This is a genomic window from Sorangium sp. So ce295 (assembly GCF_051527405.1).
Taxonomy (GTDB): Bacteria; Myxococcota_A; Polyangia; order Polyangiales; family Polyangiaceae; genus Sorangium; species Sorangium cellulosum_B.
Genome location: NZ_CP150324.1, coordinates 3,633,745 through 3,654,837, shown reverse-complemented (window position 1 = coordinate 3,654,837; position 21,093 = coordinate 3,633,745). Strand labels below are relative to the sequence as shown.

Here is a 21,093-nt window from a genome sequence, read left to right as displayed (position 1 = left end):
ATGCGCGGGGCGCAGGTGATGAACGGCGCGGCGAAGCGCGAGCGTCCCGAGCGCCGCGGGCGCCGGTGGCGGCGCGCGGTCCTGGGGGCGCTCGCGCTCGCGGCGATCGCGTCGCCGGCGATCGCCTCGGGGTGCGTCGCGGGCTTCGATGCGCCGAGCCTCGTGAGCGGGCTCCGCGTCCTCGCGGTGGTCGCCGACAAGCCGTACGCCAACCCCGGAGACCAGGTCACCTTCCGGATCCACTACCAGGACGGGCTGGGCGGCCCCGAGGACGGGTCGCGCCCTGTCTCGGTCTACTGGTTCGGCGGGTGCGAGAACCCCGTCGGGGACGACTACTACGGCTGCTACGCGCAGCTCGAAGGCATCGCCTCCGAGATGGAGGCGTGGGTGGAGCGAGGCGACCCGACGGTCCCGCTGCCCGACCTCAACGGCGTGCGCCCCGGCTTCGGGGACACGTACACGATCACGATCAGCGACGACATCCTCACCGGCCGCACGCCGCCCACCACCGGGGGTCCGGCCTTCGGGAGCGCGTTCGTCTTCTTCGTCGCCTGCACCGGGGAGCTCGGTCTCGTGGAGGACCAGGGCACCGGCCGCGCCGGGACGTTCCCCGCCGCCTGCTTCAGCGGCGGGCGCCGGCTCGGCCCGGACAGCTTCGTGCCCGGCTACACGCAGATCTACGCCTTCGAGGGGGGTCGCGAGAACGCGAACCCGGAGATGCAGGGGCTCACGCTCGACGGCGAGCCCCTGCCAGAGGACTTCGCCGACATCCCCACCGTCTCGCGCTGCCGCGTGAGCGCGGAGGCGCGGCGCGAAGCCGGCTGCAGCGCGGAGGATCCGTTCGTCGAGTGCGACGCCTACGAGCTCGACGCGATCGTCGACCCCGACACGGTGGCGGAGGACGATCCCAGCGCGCAGCAGCAGGCGCTGAAGGAGATCGTCTGGGTCGACTACTTCGCCGATCTGGGCGATCTCGACGGGAGCATCAAGCTCGTGAGCGACGCGAATAAGGGGTACATCAGCGATCACGCCGTGAGGTGGATCCCGCCCGCCGAGCCGGGCGTCGCCACGATCACCGCGGTCCTGCGCGACGCGCGCGGCGGCTCGTCCGTCGTGCAGCGCCTCGTCCGCGTGGAGTGACGGCGGCCCATCGGCCGCCGCGGCGGGGGCCGCGGCGATCAGCCGCAGCCCGCTTCGATCTGCGAGAGCTGGTCGATGAGCTGCGCGGGGTCGCGGGCTGCGCACAGCGCGTCGGCGGCCCCGAGCCTGGCGAGCCTGGCCGCCTGGGCGAGCAGCTCGAGGTGCGCGCGGCCCCCCTCGGCGCAGACGAGGACGACGAACAACCGGAGCGGCGCCCCGCCCGGCGTCGGCACCGCGAGCGGCTCGGCCAGCGTCGCGAGCGCGGCCGCCAGGCACGCGCCGGGGACGATCGCGTGCGGGACCGCGACGCCGTTGCCGAGCGCCGTGGGCGACTCGCGCTCGCGCCGCAGGATCTCCTGGGCGAGCGCGCTCGCCGCGAGCACGCTGCCGGGAGGCGCCAGCCGGGACGCCGCGACGTCGATGACGTCCTCGATGTCCGCGCACGAGAGGTGCAGCACGACGCGCTCGGGCGTGAGCAGCTCGCAGAGCCGCCGCGCGGGCCGCCCCCCGAAGGCCGCGCTCGCCGGGAACTCGGCGTCGATGAACGCCTTGACGCGCGCGAGCTGCGGGCCGGTGAGGTTGCGCCGCGCGAGCTCCACGCAGAGCGCCTTCGCCGACGGGACGCGGTCGAGGTAGCGGGAGACGAGCGGCTCCACCTGGTGGCCTAGCTCGAGGAGCACCGCCGGCGGGAGATCGAGCGCGCCCGCGATCGCCGTGAGCCGGTCGGGCGTGGGGATGGCGTCGTGCCCATGCTCGACGCGGCTCAGGTAGGCGCTGGAGACGCCGATGCGGTGCGCGAGCGCGCGCAGGCTCAGGCCCGCCTCGACGCGGAGGAGCCGCAGCGTAGCCCCGAACTCGGCGACCGCGCGGGCGCGCGCGGCGCCGTCAGCGTCGGACATCACTGGCATGGGGCTTCAGGAGCGATCGGGCTCGACCGCGAGGGCGGTCGGGAGGACGTTCGGGACGGGCGCCGTGGCCGGGGCGGACACGGCGGCGGGCTCGTAGTGGCGCACGACGAGCAGCGAGGTCGGGCACCCCTGGATGATGTGCTCGGCGCGGATGCCGAACCGGCGCTGCGCGAGGCCCCACTCGGGACCGACGCCGACGAGGACGAGATCGTAGCCGCGCCTCGCCTCCTCGAGGGCCGCGTCCGCGGGGGAGTCGTGCTCCACCACCTTGAGAAGCACCTTGGACTTCTGCAGCGCGCCGCCCTCCTCGCCCTCGAACACCTCGTCGACCGTCTGCTGCGCGCCGAGCGCGTCGTCGGACCTGCGCTTCGGCTTGACGACGTGGAGGATGGTGACGTCCGCGCCGACCTGCTGCGCGAGCCGGCGGGCGAGCGAGAGCGCCGCCTTGTCGTGCAACGTGCCGTGGAACGGCACGAGCAGCTTGCGGACCGCGGCGAGCCCGCGATCGATGAGCACGCCGACGTCGGTGTGGGCGCCGCGCATGACCTCGTAGACGGTGCCGCCGAGCACGGTCTGGCTGAGGAGCGGCTTGTGCCAGCCGACCAGCACGAGGTCGGCCTGCTTCACGTCGGCGACGTTGCAGATGTCGTTGCTCGGCTTGGGCGAGACGAAGGAGAGCGGCCGGACCTCGGCGCCCAGCTCCTTGGCCCGCGACAGGAGCGGCGCGAGCGCGGCCGCCCCCTGCCGCTCGGGCCCCTGGTCGAGGTAGAACGAGCCGCGATCGGTCGGCGGGATGAGGCGCAGGGCGTAGAGGCGCCTCGCCTCGGGGCCCGTGCCGGCGAGCGCGCTCGCGAGCGTCACCATGCCGGGGCCGGAGCGCTCGTAGGAGACGCACATGAGCACGGTGAACACCTCTGCTGCCGCGGGCAGAGGCGTCCGCTCCGGCGCGTCGGCGAGCTCCTTGGCGAGCTCCTCCGGAGGGTAGATCCAGCGCAGGAGCGGCGTGGTCATGAAGGTGGTGACCAGCGCCATGAGCACCATCATCGTGAACAGCTTGGGCGAGATGATGCCCAGATCGAGCCCGAGGTTCAGGACGATGAGCTCCATCAGGCCGCGGGTGTTCATGAGGATGCCGAGCGCGCTGGCCTCCCGCCAGCTCTGGCCGGTGAAGCGGGCGGCCACGGTGCTGCCGCCGAACTTGCCGAGGCAGGCGACCAGGATGATGAGGCCGCACATCATCCAGCCGTCGACCGAGTTGAGCAGCCCGATGTGCGTGCGCAGGCCGCTGTAGGCGAAGAACAGCGGGAGCAGGAAGACGACGGCGAAGTCCTCGAGCTTCTCGGCGAGGCTCTTCGCGAAGCCGGTGCCCTTCGGCATGATCGCGCCGAGCATGAAGGCCCCGAACAGCGGGTGGATGCCGATCATCTCGGTCATCCAGCTCGAGACGATGAGCAGGAGGAGCGTGACGGCGACGAGGTCCTGCGAGAGCCCTTCCTTGCTGGAGCCGCGCTCGCCGAGCCGGGCGAGGAAGGGGCGGACCACGAACAGCATGCCGGCGATGTAGGCGACGGCGAAGACGGTGGTCCAGACAGCGCCCACGAGCCCCGTGGCGCGCGCGATCGAGACGACGAACGCGAGGATGCACCAGGCGGTCACGTCGTCGACGGCGGCGCACGTGATGGTGAGGGCGCCGACCTTCGTGCCCAGCAGGCGCCGCTCGGTGAGGATGCGCGCGAGCACCGGGAACGCCGTGATGCTCATGGCCACGCCCATGAACAGCGTGAACGACGAGAACGGGACGGAGCTGTCGGAGAGCCGCGGGTACAGGTAGAGCGCGAGGAGCCCGCCCAGCGCGAACGGCACGACGATGCTCGTGTGGCTGATGATGACCGAGGCGTGGCCGCGCCCGCGCAAGAGCTTCGGATCGAGCTCCAGCCCGATGAGGAACATGAAGACGATGAGGCCGACCTCGCTCACCAGCTTCAGGAGCGGCAGCGACTCGTTTGCAAACAGGAGCGCCGACGTATCGGGAAAGAGCCAGCCGAACAGCGACGGGCCGAGCAGGATGCCCGCCGTGACCTCGGCGATGACCATCGGCTGCTCCATCCGGCGGGCCACCAGGCCCACGAGCCGCGCGCAGGCGATGATCAAGAACGCCTGGATGAGGAAGCGGCTCAGCGGGTTGTGAATCAGGCTCTCCATGCGGAGCGCTCCCTCCCGGTGGTAAGTGTTAAGTTATCGCTTATCAGCGGGCTGTCTCGACTGTCAAGAAAGGGATGCGCAGCGTCAAGCGACCTGAACAGGACGTCGGCGGCGTGCAGACAAGGAGGAGCGCGCCCTGGCGCGGGCGGCGGCGGCTACCAATCGGTCGGCATGTAGTCTTTGAAGAACTGGCCGTACGCGTGCTGGCCGCTGAGCAGCCCGGAGAAGATGGGGTCGCAGATGCGGGCGGCGCCGTCGACGATATCGAGCGGCGGATGAAAGCCGTGCTCCTCGAGCTTTCGCGCGGCGAGCGCCGCGGGGTCCTCGTCGGTGACCCACCCGGTATCGACGCTGTTCATGAAGATGCCGTCCTTCACATAATCGGGCGCGGACGTGCGCGTCATCATGTTGAGCGCGGCTTTCGCCATGTTGGTGTGAGGGTGCCTGTCCGTCTTGTAACGACGGTAGAACTGCCCCTCCATCGCCGAGACGTTGACGATGTGCCTGTCGAACGTGGGCCGTCGCGTCATGAGCGGCTTCAGCCGGGAGTTCAGGACGAAGGGGGCGACCGCGTTGACGAGCTGCACCTCGAGCATCTCGACGGTCGGGACCTCGGCGAGGGTGAGCCGCCAGCTGTTCAGCGTCCGGAGATCGACCTGCTGGAGATCGGCGTCGTAGCGCCCCTGGGGGAAGAGCAGCTCGTCGAGGCGCTCATCGCCTGGAGCCGGGATCTGGGAGAGCAAGGCGGGCTCGCGCAGGCCCGCGGTGGGGTCGGCGCCGGCGACGAGGGGGAGCGTGCCGCACGCGCGGAGCGCGTCGTACTCGCGGAGCGGAGCCTGAGCGCCCTGCGGGAGAGAGTGGACGGGCGCGGTCTCGCCCTCGATGAGGTGGCCGTAGAAGCCCGGCGGTCGCCGCACGGTCTGACAGGCGTTGTTGATGATGAAATCGAGCCGGTCGAGCGTGTGGAGGAGGTGGCGCGTGAAGAGCTCGACGCTCGGCGTGTGTCGGAGATCGAGGCCGTAGATCGCGACCCGTGATCCCCAGGCGTCGAAGTCGCGCTCGGCCGAGAAGCGGCGGGCGGCGTCGTGCGGGAAGCGGGTCGTGACGATGACCCGCGCGCCGGCGCGGAGGAGCATGATCGCCGCCTGATAACCGATCTTCACGCGCGCGCCCGTGACGAGCGCGACGCGGCCGTCGAGCGGCGCGGTCTGGCTGCGTTTGCGGTAGTTGAAGTCGCCGCACGCGGCGCACATCGCGTCGTAGAAGAAGTGGACTTTGCGGAACTCGGCCTTGCAGACGTAACACTTCCGCGGCCGCGCGAGCTCCGGCGCGCCCGGCTCGGCCGGCGGCCCGGGCTCCTCGGTGGCCTCCGGCGACGCGGGCTCCTCGGCGGGGTCGGCCCACGACAGCGGGGGCGCGGCCGGGGCGAGCGCGTCCGGCGTGCGGAACACCGGCTCTCGACGGGCGACGCGGATGCCGACCGCATCGAGCAGGGCGGCGTCGGCGGACTTCTGCGCGTGCCGGTCGCGCTTGCGGAACGCCCTGGCGAGCTCTCGCTGCTCGGCGCGCTCGGGGCGCGAGACGCGGCCGGCGGCCAGGAGGAGCCGGCGGCGGTCCTCGGAGCTGATGGCGGCGAGCTGCGCGCGATCGAGGGCCAAGGCCTCCAGCACCTTGAGGCAAGCGTCGAGATCGGCGGCAGTGAACGGCCGGCCTGCGCCGGCGGCTTCGCGGTCGGGACTCATCGAAGCGTGCGTGCATAGCACGCGGGAGACCGCGCGCGAACCGCAGGGGCGCTTCGGGTCCTGCCGGCACGCTTCTAACCGCGCCGCATCGCGCCCCATCGTGCCGCGCCGCGCCGCGCCCAGAGCCCCGCGGACGAGTCGCGCGAGCCGCATCCTGTTCGCCGGCTGACGATTGTACACTATGCCCGCACATCCCCCTGAGCCCTCGGAAACTCAAGCAGAGGATCTTATGCTCGAGTCGGCACACAGTCTGTTCGCGACGGAATTCATGCCCCATGGCCATTGCTACTTCTGGCAGCCGGGCATGGTCTGGCTGCAGGTCATCACCAACCTCGCGATCGGCTTCGCCTATCTCTCGATCTCCCTGACCCTCGCCCACCTGGTCCGGCGCATCCGGGACATCCCCTTCCAGTGGGTGTACTTCGCGTTCGGCACCTTCATCGTTGCCTGTGGGTTCACGCACTTCATGGATGTGTGGGTCATCTGGCAGCCGCTGTACTGGCTGGATGGGGCCCTCCGGGCCATCACGGCGATCGCCTCCGTCGGCACCGCGATCCTGCTCGTTCCGCTGTTCCCCAAGGTGGTCGCGCTGGCGGGCGCGGCGCGTGTCACACGCGAGGACGAGCTCCGCAGGGAGGAGCTGAACCGCCAGCTCTCGGCGCTCTACGAGAGCACGCGCGAGGCGCTCGCGGAGGCCATTCCCCAGCTCGTATGGACCGCGACGCCTGACGGGGAGTTCGACTACGTCAACCGGCGCTTCGCGGAGTACGTCGGCGAGCGTCGGCCCAGCGGCGCGGCCTGGACGGCCGCCATCCACCCCGAGGACGCGGATCGGGTCGTGGCGCGCTGGAAGGAGAGCTTCGCCAGCGGAGACGCCTACGAGATCGAGTACCGAATTCGGCGCAGCGACGGGGTCTACCGCTGGTTCCTCGTGCGCGGGTTGCCCCTGCACGACACGACCAGGCGGATCGTGAAGTGGTTCGGCACCTGCACCGACATCCAGGAGCAGAAGATCGCGGCCGAGGAGCGCGAGGTGATGCTCCAGCAGGCGCGAGAGGCCGTGAGGGCGCGAGAGATCTTCCTCGCCGTCGCGGCCCATGAGCTCAAGACACCGATCACGCCGCTGCGCGCCGAGGTGGAGAGCGTGCTGCGCGCGGCGCGCGCCGCGCGCGCAGACCGCCTCACGCCCGAGCGCCTGGTCGTCAAGCTATCGGTCGTGGAGCGCCAGATCGATCGCCTGGAACGGCTGGTCTCCGACCTGCTCGACGTCTCGCGCATCGCCGCTGGACGGATCGAGCTTCAGATACAGGAGGTCGACCTCGCGGAGGTCGTGTGCGACGTGGTCGAGCAGCACAAATACGACCTCGCCAGGAACTCGATGTCGCTCCACCTCGCCGCCGACGCCACGGGCGGCTGGGATCGCAGGCGCCTCGACCAGGTGGTGAACAACCTCCTCACCAACGCGCTCAAGTACGGCCGTGGACGTCCGATCACGATCACCGTGTGGTCAAGCGATGTCCGCGCGTGGCTCACGATCGCGGACCAGGGCATCGGCATCGCGCCCGAGCACCAGGCCATCATCTTCAACCAGTTCGAGCGCGCGGTCTCGGAGCGGCACTACGGGGGGCTCGGCCTCGGGCTGTGGATCGTGCGGGAGGTCGTCGGGGCCATGGGTGGGACGGTGTCCGTCGCGAGTGAACCGGACGTCGGCTCGACCTTTACTGTGGAGTTGCCTCGACAACGTGGGAAGCTCGATGACACCGAGACCAAATCTCCTTAAGCTGACACGATGAAGCACATCCTGTTGGTGGAGGACAACGAGGATATTCAGATCTCGCTCCGCGACGCGCTGGAGGAAGACGGTGCTTACAGCGTCATGACGGCTGGAAACGGAGCGGAGGCGCTCGCGCTGCTCGAGCGCGGCGAGCGGCCGAATATGATGCTCATCGATCTGTTGATGCCCGTCATGGACGGTGTGGAGTTGATCGACCGGATGCGGCGCGACGCGCGGTTCGCGGGCATCCCGGTCGTCGTCCTGTCGGCCGCGTCGATCACGTCCCCGCCGCCGGGAACACCGTTGCTCAGGAAGCCGATCCGCTACGAGGCCCTCCTCGGAGCGGTCCAGAAGGCGTGCGGGTGCTGAGCGCGGTGCGCTCGCGCACAGAGGAGGCTACTTGCCGGCGGGCGCGTAGGGGCAGGGAGCGCCGCCTTCTCCGGTCTCGGCGAGGACGCCCGTCGAAGGATCGATGGTGAGCGCGGTCGGGAACGGGTGAGCGCCCGGCCCCTGCGACCCTTCGGAGACCGAGAGCAGGATCGTCCTGTCGGCGCGCTTGAACGCCCCCTTGCGATGGACGATGCCCGACCAGACGCACGCCACATTCGGCGGGCAGGGAGAGACGCGATCCTCGGCGACGAAGCTGCCGTCTTTCGCGAGGGAGAGCCGGCGCTCGTACTTGCGCGGACCGCACGCGGCGGAGCTCCACGTGCCGAACAGCGCTTCCTCGCCGGGCGCGGTGGTCGCGGTCCGCCCTGTCGTGGCCGGCGCCTGGGTCGTCGCGGTGACCGTGGCCGAAGCCTGCGGCGCGGGCGTGCCCGGCGCCGCGGTGGACAACGGCTCCGCGGGTGATGACGGCTCGGGCGCCGGCTCGCGCGGACCGTTGACGGTGCACGCAGCGAGCGGCGCCAGCAGCGCGGCGAGGGGGAGGATGAACGTTCGCATCACACCCGCTCATCCCATGGCGGCTCAACGCGCGCAACGCATGCACCGCCGGAGGCCGCGGCGATGCGCCCGCCCCGCGAGCGACACACGGGGAGCACCGCGCGGAAGGCCGCGATCGACGTGCGCTACCCCAGCAGCGCGAGCAGATCCTCCCGCGTCAGCGAGGCCGCCCTGTCCGCCTCGCCAAGCGCGGCGCCCGCGATCGCGCGCTTCCGCTCCTGCAGCGCGAGGATCCCCTCCTCCACCGTGTCCTTCGCGACGAGCCGGTGGACCATCACAGGCCGGTGCTGTCCGATACGGTGGGCCCGATCGGCCGCCTGATCTTCGACCGCGGGGTTCCACCAGGGATCGAGCAGGAAGACGTGATCCGCCGCCGTCAGGTTCAGGCCGGTGCCGCCCGCCTTGAGCGAGATCAGCATCACCGGCGGGCCGCCCGGCGACTGGAACTCGTTGACCACCCCGGCGCGGTCGCGCGTCCCGCCGTCGAGGCGGCTCCACGGGATCCCCGCCGCGTTGAGGTGCGGCTCGACGAGGTCGAGCAGCGAGGTCCACTGCGAGAACACGAGCGCCTTGTGGCCGTCCGCGACGCACTCCTCGAGCGCCTCGATCAGCCGCGTCACCTTGGAGGAGGGCGTGGTCCGCGCCGCCGGCGCCGCGCCGCCGGCGCTCGATCCCGGGATCAGCGCCGGATGGCAGGCCGCCTGGCGCAGGCGGAGCAGCGCCTCCAGCGCCGCCATGACGCTCGCCCCCTCCGCGAGCTTCTCCACCACGTCCTTGCGGGTGGCCGCGCGCACCGCATCGTAGAGCTCGCGCTCCGCCTCCTCGAGCTCGCAGTAGAGCACCATCTCCGATCGCGGCGGCAGCTCCGGCGCCACCTCGCCCTTCAGCCGCCGCAGCACGAAGGGGCGGATCTTCTGCCGCAGCTCGGCCGCGGCGCCCTGCACGCCCTCGGCGATCGGCCGGCCGTAGCGCTCCTGGAAGGCGCTCCGCCCGCCGAGAAGGCCGCGGTTCGTGAAGTGGAGCAGGCTCCAGAGCTCCTCGAGCCGGTTCTCGACCGGCGTGCCGCTCAGCGCCACACGCAGCTCGGCGCGGAGCGCGAACGCCGCCCGCGCCGCCTGGCTGTCGGGGTTCTTGATCGCCTGCGCCTCGTCGAGCACCACGGCCTCCCAGGCCTGCGTCGCGAGCAGCTCGGCGTCGTTGCGGAGCACGGCGTAGGTCGTCAGCGTGACGTCGGCCGAAGGATCGAGGGCGCGCCGCGTGCCGTGGTAGATCGCGAACCGGAGGCCCGGGCGAAAGCGCCGTATCTCGTCGGCCCAGTTGTGGACGACGCTGCGCGGGCACACGACGAGCGTCCGCCCGCGCAGCGAGCAGAGCGTCTGCAGCGTCTTGCCGAGCCCCATGTCGTCGGCGAGCACCGCGCCGAGGCCGGCGTCTCGCAGGAACGACAGCCAGTCGACGCCGCGCCGCTGGTAGGGGCGAAGCGTCGCGGTCAGGTCGGAGGGCAGCGGCGCCTCCGGGAGCGACGCGAAGCCGTCGAGCAGCGGCATGAGCTTGTCGAAGCCCGACGGGCGCGGGTACTCGATCTCGTCGCACAGCGCGGCCAGCGCCGGGAGCGCCGCGGGCGGCACCTCCTTGTCTTCGCGCCGCGCCGCGAGCAGATCGGCGACGCGCGCGCCGTACCTGTCGAGCCACTCCGAGGGCAGCGGCGCCCACCCGCCGCCGAGGAGCGGCACGAGCGGCAGGCCGTCCTGCCACGCGCGGATCACGGCCGTCGCGTCCGCGCGCTTCGGGGGCGCGCCGGCGCCGTCGCCCTCGTCGCCCGCGCCGTCGTCGCGCCCCGCCGAGAGCTCGAACTCGACGTCGAAGGCCCGGTCCTCGATGACGAAGCGCGGCACGAGCGCGGCCTTGCCGAAGATCTCGCCGCGCGCGTCGGCGAAGGCGCGGGCGTCCCACGACTCGAGGCGCGAGGCGAAGCGGATCGCCTCGACGCCGTCGAAGTCGACCCGGCGGCCCGGGATGAGGTGGAGCTCGTCGCGCAGCCGGACCAGCAACATGCGCTCCGCGGGCTCGTCGCGGACGGGCACGGCGCCGGACAGGTGCACGAGCCGGCCGTTCTCGATGCGCGCCTCCGGCGGGTCGCCGTACACGAGGCTGGGCACGACGGAGAGCGTGTGCTCCTTCTGGCTGAGCTCCAGGAGGATCCGCGGCCGGGACGCGCCGCCCGCGCGGGGCAGGCGCTGGCTCTGGATCGTGACCGGGACGCGCTTGGTCAGCTCCGGGAGGACGTCGGTCACCAGCTTGCCGAGGTCCCCCCGCGGGAACACCCGCCGGAGCGGCAGCCGCTCGAGCTTCGGCCCCGTGAGGTCCATCTCCCGGAGCAGGTGCAGCGTGCCGCCGCACCGCACGACGCCCGACGCGATCACCTCGTCGACGCGCGGGTCCCGCTCCACGACGAGCGCCGCGCCATCGTCGTGATCGCGCACCGCCGCGCGAGGGCCGATCGCCTCGCTGGAGACGCGCACGGGCGCGCCGTCGAGCTCCACGTCCGCGACGCCCGCCAGCGCCGCGAAGAGCTCGGGCTGGCGATCCGAGGGGAAGTAGCCGTGCTGCTTCGTGCCCACGAGGCGGTCGATCGCCAGGTCCTCGTGCGTCGGGTAGAGCTCGGGCAGCCTCGGCCCCGGCCGCTCCGGGCTCGCTGGAGCCCGCACGGCGCGGCCAGCGAGGCTGGCGAGCGAGAGCCGGAGCGGCTCCTCGGCGCCGCTCGCGTGCACGACCATCCGCTCGAGCGCGAGCACGAGCCCCTTGCGCCGGAGCCGGTACCGCAGCCGCGCCGGCGGCGCAGCCGCGCCGGTCGCGCCGCCCTGCGCGGCCGGGTGCCCCTGCGCCGCTGGCTGGCCCTGCGCGGCCGGCTGGCCCTGCGCCGCTGGCTGGCCCTGCGCAGCCGGCTGGCCTTGCGCGACCGGTTGCGAGAGCGACAGCGTCGCCGCGACAGCGTGCGCGCAGGGGTCGATTTTTCCACCGCAGTCGCAGGTCCACTCGGCGTCCGCTGGGTAGAGGGTGACGGTTGGCGCAACGGGCTGCCCGGCCGCCTTGATGCGGACCACGATGGCATCGCCGCGATCCTCCCGTCCGAAGGCAGCGCCCTCACGGGCGAGCTTGACGCCCTGGGACCAGAGGCCCGGAAGACAGGCTTTCCTGATGGCTTCGAGAAGACCCTGCACTGAGACTCCAGACACCGACGGCTGGCCGCGGTAGCTCGCGCGCTCTCCCGGGACCAGCGCCACTTCTTGGGATGTTCACAGAAAGACGAGGATGACGGAAAGAGGTTCAGGCGTCTTCTTCCGCTTCTTCCGCTGCCTCGTCCTCCAGATTCCGGGAGCTTGCCCGGCATGAGCGGGGCGCTGCTGTAGCAGGTATCCGCGCCGCATCACGCGGCGAGCTTCACCGACGCGTCAGGTGCTCGCGGTAGCGCGTCGTGAGCTCCATCCAGCGCAACGTGAGGATCGGCTCGCGCTCGAGCCGATCCTGCCAGCTGCGATCGACGGCTTTCCACAGGTCGCGGTCGGCGATGCCGTGGCGCAGGAGCGCCTGGTCGAACGACGAGGCCGCTCCGATCGACGACTCGGCGCAGAGGACCGCGTACTGCTGAAGGCTGAGCGAGGGCAGCGCGCTCCGCGCGCCCGGAAGGTCGCTCCGCGAGGCGGGCGCAGGGGCCGCAACGCTCGGCGTCGCCACCCCGGCCGCGGCCGGCACGGCGCCGCTCGCGTCGAGCTCGCCGGGAGATCGCCGGAGGGTGACCCCCGACCGCGCGTTGCCGCCATCGAGCTCCAGCGGCTCGGCCTCCAACGGGAGCTTGATCGAGGGCAGCGGCAGGGCCCGCGGCACCTCGACGGTCTCGTCGGCCTCGCCCTCCGAGGGGGGGCGTTTTCCGCTCGACATGGGGACGATCACCGACTGCGGCGACGAGGCCGCGCGCCGCGGCGGCGCGGAGGAGGCGCTCCCCCGACCGCCTCGCCGTGAGCCGGCGCGCTCGCCGTCGGGCGCCGCGAACGACAGCACCGGACCGGCGTCGGTGATCTCCATCTGCAGGATGATCTCACCCGTCCTTCCGCGAACGACGAGCCGATCACCCGCGGGCGTCACCTCCATCTCGTAGCGCCGCCCGGAGGAGAGCGAGACGGTCGCCGAGGGGACCGGCGCGCCGCTCGCCGCCCCCCGCGAGGCCATCTCTTCCTGAGGACGGAGCCCGGCCTGATGCAGCCCGCGCTCGCTATCGGGTGGATCCCCGCTCATCAGGATCCGAGCCTAACGCAGCAAGCGCACGCCCCGCGAGCGCTTTCTGCGCCTGCGACGCTTTCGACGCTCTCGACGCATGTTCAAGCGTCTGAGCCCGGTCCCAGTACGCCGCCTGGGGACACGCGGCTCGCTTTCCTGCGATCGGGCGCGGGCGCATCCGAGCCGAACCGACCCCCTCCGACGCGGTGCGCCCGGTCGGTCGCCTTGGCTCGCGCCTGAGCGCCGCGGCCTGCGCTCGGTCGCGCAGGGTTGCGCAGGAGCGCGCTCGGTCACCCAGGAGTTGGGTCGAGGGTGCACTCCGACACAGAGCGCTTACGTGGCCCGGCGTGTCTTCATTTCACGAGGTGCGTCGCTGCGCTCAGGCCCGGGCTGCGCTGACAAAAATCGCCGCTGTTGGCGTTCTCTTGGAATTCGCCGGCGCTGATCGCAATGCGTCCAGAGAGGTCATTCCTTGTGTACTCCGGCCCATCTTCGCTTGGAACGGTCGCCTCTGTAGTAAAGCGGGCTGCGAGCTCTTCCCGACAGGAGGTCTATGAAGACTACCTCTCTCGCCCTTGCGCTGCTGTTCACCGCGTGCATCCCAGGCTGCTTCTACACCAAAGTAACTTACGAGACATGCGACACCGAGTGTGAGAACGTGCCCAACCAGGACGCATGTCTAGCGGAATGCGGGACGTGCGTGGATCAATGTGAAAGCGAGCCCTACGGACCCGAACGCTGGGATTGCATCGCGGAATGTCGGACGTGCGCGAAAGTGTGTAGAAACCAGCCTGACCGCGACGCGTGCATCTCGGCATGCGACGACACGTGCAGCGGCGACCAGTGTGTCGAGCCGGCTCCGGAGGGCTTCTATGGCCCGGCGCTGCTCTGGGTCGGCAGGACGGTGGACGAGCCGAACTGCCCCGGCAGCGCCCCCACCAGGGTGTACAGGGGGTACGAGACCCCTGACTTCCCCTTCGCGTGCAGCCCATGTCGGTGCGGCGAGCCAGCCTGCGCCTTGCCCGACGATCTCCGGACGGCCGCCTCGCTGAAGTGCGGTGGCCCGGCGGTCTCGGTGCATGAGCCCCGGGACATGCTGAACGGCACCTGCGTGGTGCCCGGCGACGCCCGGGTGAACGATCATCAATCGATCGTCCTCGGCGCGACCCGAGTGACGCCTTGCGAAGCCAGCATCGAGCCCCCCCCGGTGCCACAGTTCACCTTGCGGTGGTCTCGCTCCGGCGTGGCGTGCGGAGGCGTCCCCCGGGAACCCACGTGCGCCTCTCCGTCGGAGACGTGCGTGTCACCCGATCAGGGGCGCGGCTTCGCTCAGTGCATCATGTACCTCGGCGAGGGCGAGGTGACCTGCCCGGAAGATTACCCGGAGGACGTCGTCCTCTACGACGGCATGAGGGACGAACGCCACTGCACGCCGTGTGAGTGCGGCCCTCCGACAGGCAGCGAGTGTTCCCTGGCGCTCCTTTCCTTCCGGGACGGCGCGTGCGGCGAGCTGATCACCGCCGGCACCGCTTCGAGCCATGCCCCGGGCTGCGTCGCCGCCGTGCCCGGGAAAACGCCCAAGAGCATGAAGGCTATCTGGCAGGTCAACCAGCCCGGAAGCTGCGAGCCGAGCGGCGGAGAGCTGCGAGGCGAGATCGTCCTCACCGGCCCGAGCACGTTTTGCTGCCAAACACGTCCAGGCGAGAACGGGTGACGGTCACGCGCCGCGAAGGGTGGCGCAGCGCCGCCCGAGCCACACGATTCGGGCTTCTCCTGAACCACGGTCGGGCTTGACCAGAATCTACGATGTCAGGCAAAGGCGCCAGGTAGATGGATCCGTGGGCATGACGGAAAAATCTCTCGATAGGGAGAAATCGACGAGTCAAAACGCAATGCGACCCGCGCGCTCGAGAGCGCACACAAAAGCCTTTACGTGCGCTCCAAAGTCAGTATCTACAGGATCACGACGTGGGAGCGGCGACGTCGAGCCGGCCTCCGTCACGCGGCAGAGGTGCACTGTCCTACGGGCGCCGGAGACGTTGAAGAGGGGGGCCACATGGCGGGGTGTTGCGGCCGGACGGGAGACAGCGGCGTGCATCGGGTCGAGGTGTCCACTCCGCTCCGTACCGCACCGATCCCGCCCTAGCCGGGACGCCGATGCGACGCGCCGGTTGTGCCGCCGTGCTCGTTGTTTTGATGGCGACGACCCCGGTGCACGCGGATACGCCTCGGTCTGAATCGGGACGGGAGACTCAGGAGGACGACCACATGTTCCGCGGCGAGATCTCCGCGTCACCGCTGCTCGCCGTGGGCCTCCTGCCCGCGCTCGGCGGAGGGGCCTCTTTCGCCACGGCGTTCCGCTGGCCCAGCCTGTCGATCGGCGTCGAGGCGCGGATGTTCACCTCCCTGGCAGACACCTTCGCGGACGGCGTCCTGGTCCATGCGAGCCTGGCGATGCCGACGCTCGACATCTGCGGTCATCGCGGGGTCCTGTCGGTGTGCGCCGTCTTCGACGCCGGCGAGCTGCGGATCACGAGCGACCCCGGCGTCAGCATTCAAGCGCGCCAGCCGTGGGTCAGCTCGGTCGGCCTGCGGGTCGCGGGCGACTGGCGCTTCTCCGAGCAGCTGTTCCTGCGCGGGTTCGCCGAGCTGCACACGAACCACAGCCGTCCGTCCCTCTGGGTGAACAACAGAGAGGTATGGCGGGTCCCTCCGCTCTCCGGCGTGGTCGGCGTGGGGCTCGTGCTCCCCGTGGATGCCTTCTGAGCGAGTCACCCTGGCCGCCCCCTGGACGGGAATGCGGCCGATGACACCTGGCCTGAACAAGCGGTCACCACGCCGCGATGAGCACCATGTCAGCAGCATCAGCAAGAGACACCGGGGCTGACGCGGCGCCGCACGACCGACCCGGCTCCGCGCGTCGGCGATCCCTGGCCGGACTTCGGGCGGGCGGAACCAGCGTCCGAGCGCCGTGGTGGCTCGTCGCTGCGGCCGCGGCCCTGCTGTCACCCTGGCGCGCCGGCGCCGCGCCGCCCCGCGCCGCAGTGCAGCTCGAGTACCGGCGCGCGCCAGGGGCCGAGCGCTGCCCGGGCGAGGCGCTCCTGCGCGAGGAGATGGCCAGGCAGCTCGGCTATGACCCGGTGGAGCCCGAGGCGGCCGCGCAGGCCAAAGCCCTTGTCTTCCGCGGTCCAGGGAGGGAGATACACGCCACCATGGATCTCTACGACGCCGATGGATCCATCGCATGGTCACGGCACCTGGTCGTCTATCACGACGACTGCAAAGAGCTTGTCATGAACATGGCGCTCTCGCTCCGGGTCGCGCTCGATCCGAGCCTCCACGTGCCGCCCGCCGCGCCCCCACCGCCGCCCTCCCCCGCCCCGCCCGACGCCGCTGCCGCCGCGCCCGCGCGGCGGGCGTGGCCCGACGTCAGGGTCGGCCTTGCGGGGTCCGCGGTGCTCGGAACCCTGCAGGGGACGACCGCCGGGACGGCGCTCCATGTCGCGCTCCGCTATCCATCCTTCACCCTCGGCGTGGAAGGCCACGTTCAATTGCCGGTCACGATTCAGCTCGACGAGGCGACGAGCATCTCGACCTGGCTCGCGGCGGCGAACGTGATGCCGTGTTCGCAGCGCCGTCACCTCTTCGCGTGTGCCGTCGCGTCGGTCGGGGTCGTGACGACCTCCAGCACCGACGCCAGGATCATCGACACCTCGTCGCTCTGGCTCGCCACAGGGCCGCGCGCAGGCATCGAGATGCCGATCTCGGATCGGCTCGCCATCCAGTTCTATGGCGACATCCTGCTCCGCCTCTCGGAGTTCCGCGTCGAGAGCCAGGAACGTGTGCTCTGGACCCCGCCCGCCTACGGCGGGCTCGTGGGCCTCCGCCTGGACGTCAACCTCGATCCGCGGAGCGAGGCGCCCGCGCGTCGCGCTGCCCTCCCTCGGGGTGCCGAGGCAGCGCATTGACAAGCTTCGCGACGACGACGCCGTCGCCACGCTCGAGGGGGGAACAGAGATGGGGTCACAGTCACGCAAAAACACATCCGCAGAGCCTTCCCACGCCCGCATGGCGGAGATCGCCGACGAGCACTTCTCGTTCATCGCCCGCTACCTCGCCCGCCTCGGGGTTCGCGCGCAGGACATCGAGGACGTCACCCAGGAGGTCCTCGCCGGCGCCTACCGTGCGCTGCCGCGGTTCGATCCCAGCCGGGGCACCGTGCGGTCGTGGCTCATGGGCATCGCGACCCACCAGGCGTCGAACCATTTCCGACGGGCCCACCGCCGCCACGAGCGCCTCCGGCCGTTCGACGATCTCGCGGCGCTGCCCGACGTCACCCCCGACTCCGAGCAGCACGCCATCGCGAGGGACCGGCGCTGCGTGCTCGACAAGCTGCTCCAGGAGATGCCCATGGAGCGCCGCTGCGTGTTCGTCGCCCATGAGCTCGAGGAGATCGACATGGCCGAGATCGCCCAGCAGCTGTCGATCCCCCTGAGCACCGCGTGGAGCCGGCACCGGCTCGCCTGGGTCGACATCGAGGCGGCGATGCGTCGCTGGCAGGCGCGGCAGCGCGGCCGCGGGCTCGCGCTCATCCCCTTCAGCGCCGGCGCGCTCGTCCAGGAGGCGCGCACGGGAGGCGAGGGCGCGCCGACGTTGCTCACGAGGCTGTACCGCAGCGTCCGCGGGGTGTTCTCTCCGTGGCCATGGAAGCTCCCGATCGAGGGCGGCGCGCCGACGCGGACAGGCTCGCTCCATATCGCAGCGAGCATCGCAGTCCCGCTGGCGAGCGCCGCCGCCGTCATCGCGCTCACCCTCGGCGCGCTGCGCGCCGCCTCGACGCCGGCCGCCGCCGGCACGCGCGCGGCGACCGGGCTCGCCATGGCGGTCATCCGGACGCCGCCCCCCCCGCCCGCGCTGCCGCCGCCGTCCCCGGCCGCGCCATCGCTGCCTTCCCCGGCGGCGGTGCCGCCGTCCCCGGCCGCGCTGCCGCCGCCGCCCGGCGCAGCTGCAGCGGCGGACGCTCCACAGGGCGGCCGGATCGCGGCCGCCGGGAACCCGCGAGCGACAAGCGCGGCGCTGCCCGCGCAGAAGGCCGCGCTCCGTCCGTCGGGCGGAGCGACCTTGCACTCCGCGGGACCGTCTGGGGCGTCGAACGATCAGGAGATCGCCGCGGAGCGCATCCTCATCGACGGCGCGATCACGGCGTTGTCGCGGGGTCGTTATGCGGAGGCGAAGCGCAGCCTGATCGAGCACCGGATGAGGTTCCCAGCCGGCCGCCTCACCGCCGAGAGGAACGCGGCGCTGCGCGCGCTCCGCGCGAGGACGGCAGCCGCCGGGCCCCGCCCGCTCCTGTAGAGCGGCGGTCACCCGCTTCGGATACGGGCCCACCTCGACGTTTTCGGTGCTCAGCGCACAGGAGTGCGCTTGCGCGCCGAAAACGCCGATCTGGGCCCGTCTCCTGTGCGGGAGACCGCCGCTCTGCTCTCCATGTATCTGCATGGTGCAGAGGTGGGCGGAAACCGCTGTAGCACTGCGCGGATGGCGAGGATTTGAACCGCCGAGGACACCAGGAGACTGGAGCCCTGGCCCCTCTAGACCCCTCGTCCGCCTCTCCTATCGGCACCGCCGGGGCACGGCGAAGCCGAAGCCCGGTCGAGAGCGATTCCCCTGTTCAGCTCTCCACGACGTCAGTGCTGCTCTCCTGCACAGGAGACGCTCCATACCGAGCGCTGCTCTCCCGTCCTTGGCGCTCGGGGGCGAGATGCAGGGGATCGCGCGCGCACAGAAGATCATTTTTCAGAGCCGATGGCTTTTTTTTGAGATGGGAGATCAGGTCCTCCTAATTAAGCGAGCATGGGACAACCGCATCGCACTCTCGCACCGTCGATGCCGCTGGATAGACAGCGGGCCTTCGTCCGGCTCTTTCGGGGGAAGACCTACGACTCCGTATGGAATTGGCTTAGGCGGCTCGGGGTCCCACGCCGTGATCGGCGAGACATTCTCCAGGATGTGTTCCTCGCCGGATACCAGAGCTTCCCATCGTACGACCCGCTCCGCGCGCGACCGGAGCGGTGGCTCAACAGGATCACGGTCCACGTGGCCGCCCACTACCGCGACCGCGCGCACCACCGGCGCGAAGAGCTGTCCTCCGGCCACGCCCCGCGCCGCGTCGCCGACGAGCGCCCGAACGCCGAGGAGCAGATCGACGCAGAGCAGACGCGCTCCCTCATCCTCTCGCGGCTCAGGTCGCTGCAGGCCGAGGAGCAGCAGATCCTCATCGCGCACGACATCGAAGGCGTGCCGATGGCGACGGTCGCCGAACAACACGGGATCCCGCTGTCGACGGCGTACAAGTGGCGCACGCGCGCGCTCGCGTCGCTGCGCGCGCTGCTCGAGGAGCCCCGCGCAGAGCGCAGGCAGCAACGACCGCCGCGACCGACGGCGAGCGACGTCACCGAGGCGGCGCGCTCGGCGAGCGCCGCACGCTCGGCGACCCCCCCGCGCCGGACGGCGCTGGCAGAGCGACCCGTCCGCTCGACCACAGCGGGCACGAAGCGGCCGGCGGCGCCCTGCCGCACGCAGCCGAAGGGCGCCCCGTTCCTGCGGCGACCGGGCGGGGAGCGGCCACACTCGCCAGCGCGCTTATGACCGGCGGAGGCCGCCAGCGCGTTCGGGCCAGCGCTCGCCCGAACGCCGGCGTCAGCCCGGATCCGACGGCCCCCCATGACCCGATAGCCCGCCCGCGCCTGCGAGACAAATCTTCAGGCCGATCGCAAGCCGCACGGGACACGGGAGTACGGGGCGCCGTACGCCGACCAGAAAGCGTCTCCGGCCCACGCGCGGGTAGTCGGGGCGGTTGTCGTCGCGCTATGCTGGAGCCTCAACGATGTACTACTCGACCGACGACCTTCGTATTGCAGGGCTCAGGCCCTTGATCCCCCCCGCGATCCTTATCGAAGAGATCCCCGTCAGCCCCGCGGCCTCCGAGACCGTGGCCTTCACGCGCAAGGCCGCCGAGCGCGTGATCTCGGGCGACGACGACCGGATCATCGTGGTGGTGGGCCCCTGCTCCATCCACGACCCCAAGGCCGCCCTGGAGTACGCCGCGCAGCTCCGGGAGGCGCGCGACCGGCTGAGCGACGATCTGCTCGTGGTCATGCGCGTGTACTTCGAGAAGCCGCGCACCACGGTCGGCTGGAAGGGGCTGATCAACGATCCCGACCTCGACGGGAGCTTCTCGATCAACAAGGGGCTCCGCGTCGCCCGCGGGCTGCTCCGCGACATCGCCGAGCTCGGGCTCGCGAGCGCGACCGAGTTCCTGGACACGATCTCGCCGCAGTTCATCGCGGATTTCATCTCCTGGGGCGCGATCGGCGCGCGCACGACCGAGAGCCAGATCCACCGCGAGCTCGCCTCCGGGCTCTCGTGCCCCGTCGGCTTCAAGAACAGCACCGAGGGCGACGTCCAGATCGCGGTCGACGCCGTGCGGGCCGCGCGCGAGGCGCACCATTTCCTCTCCGTGACGAAGCAGGGGATCTCGGCGATCGTGGCGACGCGCGGCAACGCGTCGTGTCACGTGATCCTCCGCGGCTCGCAGCGCGGGCCCAACTACGCGGCCGAGCACGTCCGCGAGGCGGCCGACCGCCTGACCAAGGCAGGCCTGCCGCGCCGGCTGATGGTCGACTGCAGCCACGGCAACAGCCAGAAGGATCCGGCGCGCCAGAGGATCGTGGCCGAGAGCCTGGCCGACCAGCTGCGCTCGGGCTCGCGGGACATCCTCGGCGTGATGATCGAGAGCCACCTCGTGGGAGGCCGGCAGGATCTCGCGCCGGGCAAGCTCCCCACCTACGGCCAGAGCATCACCGACGCCTGCCTCGGGTGGAACGACACCGTTCCGGTGCTCGAGCTGCTCGCGCAGGCGGTGCGGGACCGGCGAGCCAGCAAGGCGGCGTGAGCCCTCCGCGCAGCGCCTGCGGCCGTGCGTGACGGCGCGCCTGGCGACGCGCCGGCCGCCGCGCGTGGCGGATCCCTTCAGAAAATTTCATCATAAGCGTAATTCACGGCCCGCGGCACGCTGCAGCCACGGCCGCCTGGGTTTCGTGCGCCG

Annotated in this window: 15 protein-coding genes; 9 read left to right on the top strand and 6 right to left on the bottom strand. The window is 71.3% G+C overall.

Annotated features, from left to right (window positions below):
- Positions 1-1,140, top strand: coding sequence for a hypothetical protein (locus WMF11_RS14020; RefSeq protein ID WP_437977818.1), 1,140 nt, complete (start codon positions 1-3; stop codon positions 1,138-1,140).
- 38 nt (positions 1,141-1,178) lie between these two features.
- Here WMF11_RS14020 and WMF11_RS14015 read toward each other — a convergent pair whose 3' ends face one another.
- The 3 genes from WMF11_RS14015 to WMF11_RS14005 form a co-directional block, all read right to left on the bottom strand.
- The gene (locus WMF11_RS14015) at positions 1,179-2,048 is read right to left on the bottom strand and encodes a PTS sugar transporter subunit IIA (protein ID WP_437977817.1); all 870 of its coding nucleotides are present in this window, start codon (positions 2,046-2,048) and stop codon (positions 1,179-1,181) included.
- Between the two features lie 6 nt (positions 2,049-2,054).
- Complete coding sequence (locus WMF11_RS14010; protein WP_437977816.1) at positions 2,055-4,250, bottom strand: cation:proton antiporter domain-containing protein; 2,196 nt, start codon at positions 4,248-4,250, stop codon at positions 2,055-2,057.
- A 155-nt stretch (positions 4,251-4,405) separates the two neighbouring features.
- Positions 4,406-5,992, bottom strand: a complete 1,587-nt coding sequence (locus tag WMF11_RS14005; RefSeq protein WP_437908913.1) for an SDR family NAD(P)-dependent oxidoreductase — start codon at positions 5,990-5,992, stop codon at positions 4,406-4,408.
- 229 nt (positions 5,993-6,221) lie between these two features.
- On the opposite strand from WMF11_RS14005, the gene WMF11_RS14000 reads away from it, so the two are divergent.
- Positions 6,222-7,772 carry an ATP-binding protein gene (locus WMF11_RS14000; protein WP_437977815.1) on the top strand — a complete coding sequence of 517 codons (1,551 nt, stop codon included), beginning with the start codon at positions 6,222-6,224 and terminating at the stop codon, positions 7,770-7,772.
- 9 nt (positions 7,773-7,781) lie between these two features.
- Positions 7,782-8,135, top strand: a complete 354-nt coding sequence (locus WMF11_RS13995) for a response regulator (protein WP_437908911.1) — start codon at positions 7,782-7,784, stop codon at positions 8,133-8,135.
- 27 nt (positions 8,136-8,162) lie between these two features.
- Here the strand turns inward: WMF11_RS13995 and WMF11_RS13990 are convergent, their stop codons facing one another.
- The 3 genes from WMF11_RS13990 to WMF11_RS13980 all read right to left on the bottom strand — a co-directional run bounded on the left by WMF11_RS13990 (position 8,163) and on the right by WMF11_RS13980 (position 13,004).
- Positions 8,163-8,711 (bottom strand): hypothetical protein, encoded by a 549-nt coding sequence (locus WMF11_RS13990; RefSeq protein ID WP_437977814.1) that lies wholly within the window; start codon positions 8,709-8,711, stop codon positions 8,163-8,165.
- 125 nt (positions 8,712-8,836) lie between these two features.
- Positions 8,837-11,932 (bottom strand): DEAD/DEAH box helicase, encoded by a 3,096-nt coding sequence (locus WMF11_RS13985; protein WP_437908909.1) that lies wholly within the window; start codon positions 11,930-11,932, stop codon positions 8,837-8,839.
- Positions 11,933-12,152: 220 nt separating this feature from the next.
- Complete coding sequence (locus tag WMF11_RS13980; protein WP_437977813.1) at positions 12,153-13,004, bottom strand: hypothetical protein; 852 nt, start codon at positions 13,002-13,004, stop codon at positions 12,153-12,155.
- A 757-nt stretch (positions 13,005-13,761) separates the two neighbouring features.
- On the opposite strand from WMF11_RS13980, the gene WMF11_RS13975 reads away from it, so the two are divergent.
- The 6 genes from WMF11_RS13975 to WMF11_RS13950 all read left to right on the top strand — a co-directional run bounded on the left by WMF11_RS13975 (position 13,762) and on the right by WMF11_RS13950 (position 20,940).
- The gene (locus WMF11_RS13975; RefSeq protein WP_437977812.1) at positions 13,762-14,700 is read left to right on the top strand and encodes a hypothetical protein; all 939 of its coding nucleotides are present in this window, start codon (positions 13,762-13,764) and stop codon (positions 14,698-14,700) included.
- A gap of 554 nt (positions 14,701-15,254) precedes the next feature.
- Positions 15,255-15,752 (top strand): hypothetical protein, encoded by a 498-nt coding sequence (locus tag WMF11_RS13970; RefSeq protein ID WP_437552330.1) that lies wholly within the window; start codon positions 15,255-15,257, stop codon positions 15,750-15,752.
- 278 nt (positions 15,753-16,030) lie between these two features.
- Positions 16,031-16,954 carry a hypothetical protein gene (locus WMF11_RS13965; protein ID WP_437977811.1) on the top strand — a complete coding sequence of 308 codons (924 nt, stop codon included), beginning with the start codon at positions 16,031-16,033 and terminating at the stop codon, positions 16,952-16,954.
- Positions 16,955-17,054: 100 nt separating this feature from the next.
- The gene (locus tag WMF11_RS13960) at positions 17,055-18,341 is read left to right on the top strand and encodes an RNA polymerase sigma factor (RefSeq protein WP_437977810.1); all 1,287 of its coding nucleotides are present in this window, start codon (positions 17,055-17,057) and stop codon (positions 18,339-18,341) included.
- A 498-nt stretch (positions 18,342-18,839) separates the two neighbouring features.
- Positions 18,840-19,634, top strand: a complete 795-nt coding sequence (locus tag WMF11_RS13955; protein WP_437908905.1) for an RNA polymerase sigma factor — start codon at positions 18,840-18,842, stop codon at positions 19,632-19,634.
- A gap of 238 nt (positions 19,635-19,872) precedes the next feature.
- Positions 19,873-20,940 (top strand): 3-deoxy-7-phosphoheptulonate synthase, encoded by a 1,068-nt coding sequence (locus WMF11_RS13950; RefSeq protein ID WP_437552326.1) that lies wholly within the window; start codon positions 19,873-19,875, stop codon positions 20,938-20,940.
- Positions 20,941-21,093 lie beyond the last annotated feature (153 nt).

What these genes read in the sequence shown, in the direction of transcription:
- WMF11_RS14020 (WP_437977818.1), top strand. Translation starts at nt 1, where the DNA reads ATGCGCGGGGCGCAGGTGATGAACGGCGCGGCGAAGCGCGAGCGTCCC.
- WMF11_RS14015 (WP_437977817.1), bottom strand. Translation starts at nt 2,048, where the DNA reads ATGCCAGTGATGTCCGACGCTGACGGCGCCGCGCGCGCCCGCGCGGTC.
- WMF11_RS14010 (WP_437977816.1), bottom strand. Translation starts at nt 4,250, where the DNA reads ATGGAGAGCCTGATTCACAACCCGCTGAGCCGCTTCCTCATCCAGGCG.
- WMF11_RS14005 (WP_437908913.1), bottom strand. Translation starts at nt 5,992, where the DNA reads ATGAGTCCCGACCGCGAAGCCGCCGGCGCAGGCCGGCCGTTCACTGCC.
- WMF11_RS14000 (WP_437977815.1), top strand. Translation starts at nt 6,222, where the DNA reads ATGCTCGAGTCGGCACACAGTCTGTTCGCGACGGAATTCATGCCCCAT.
- WMF11_RS13995 (WP_437908911.1), top strand. Translation starts at nt 7,782, where the DNA reads ATGAAGCACATCCTGTTGGTGGAGGACAACGAGGATATTCAGATCTCG.
- WMF11_RS13990 (WP_437977814.1), bottom strand. Translation starts at nt 8,711, where the DNA reads ATGCGAACGTTCATCCTCCCCCTCGCCGCGCTGCTGGCGCCGCTCGCT.
- WMF11_RS13980 (WP_437977813.1), bottom strand. Translation starts at nt 13,004, where the DNA reads ATGAGCGGGGATCCACCCGATAGCGAGCGCGGGCTGCATCAGGCCGGG.
- WMF11_RS13970 (WP_437552330.1), top strand. Translation starts at nt 15,255, where the DNA reads ATGTTCCGCGGCGAGATCTCCGCGTCACCGCTGCTCGCCGTGGGCCTC.
- WMF11_RS13960 (WP_437977810.1), top strand. Translation starts at nt 17,055, where the DNA reads ATGGCGGAGATCGCCGACGAGCACTTCTCGTTCATCGCCCGCTACCTC.
- WMF11_RS13955 (WP_437908905.1), top strand. Translation starts at nt 18,840, where the DNA reads ATGGGACAACCGCATCGCACTCTCGCACCGTCGATGCCGCTGGATAGA.
- WMF11_RS13950 (WP_437552326.1), top strand. Translation starts at nt 19,873, where the DNA reads ATGTACTACTCGACCGACGACCTTCGTATTGCAGGGCTCAGGCCCTTG.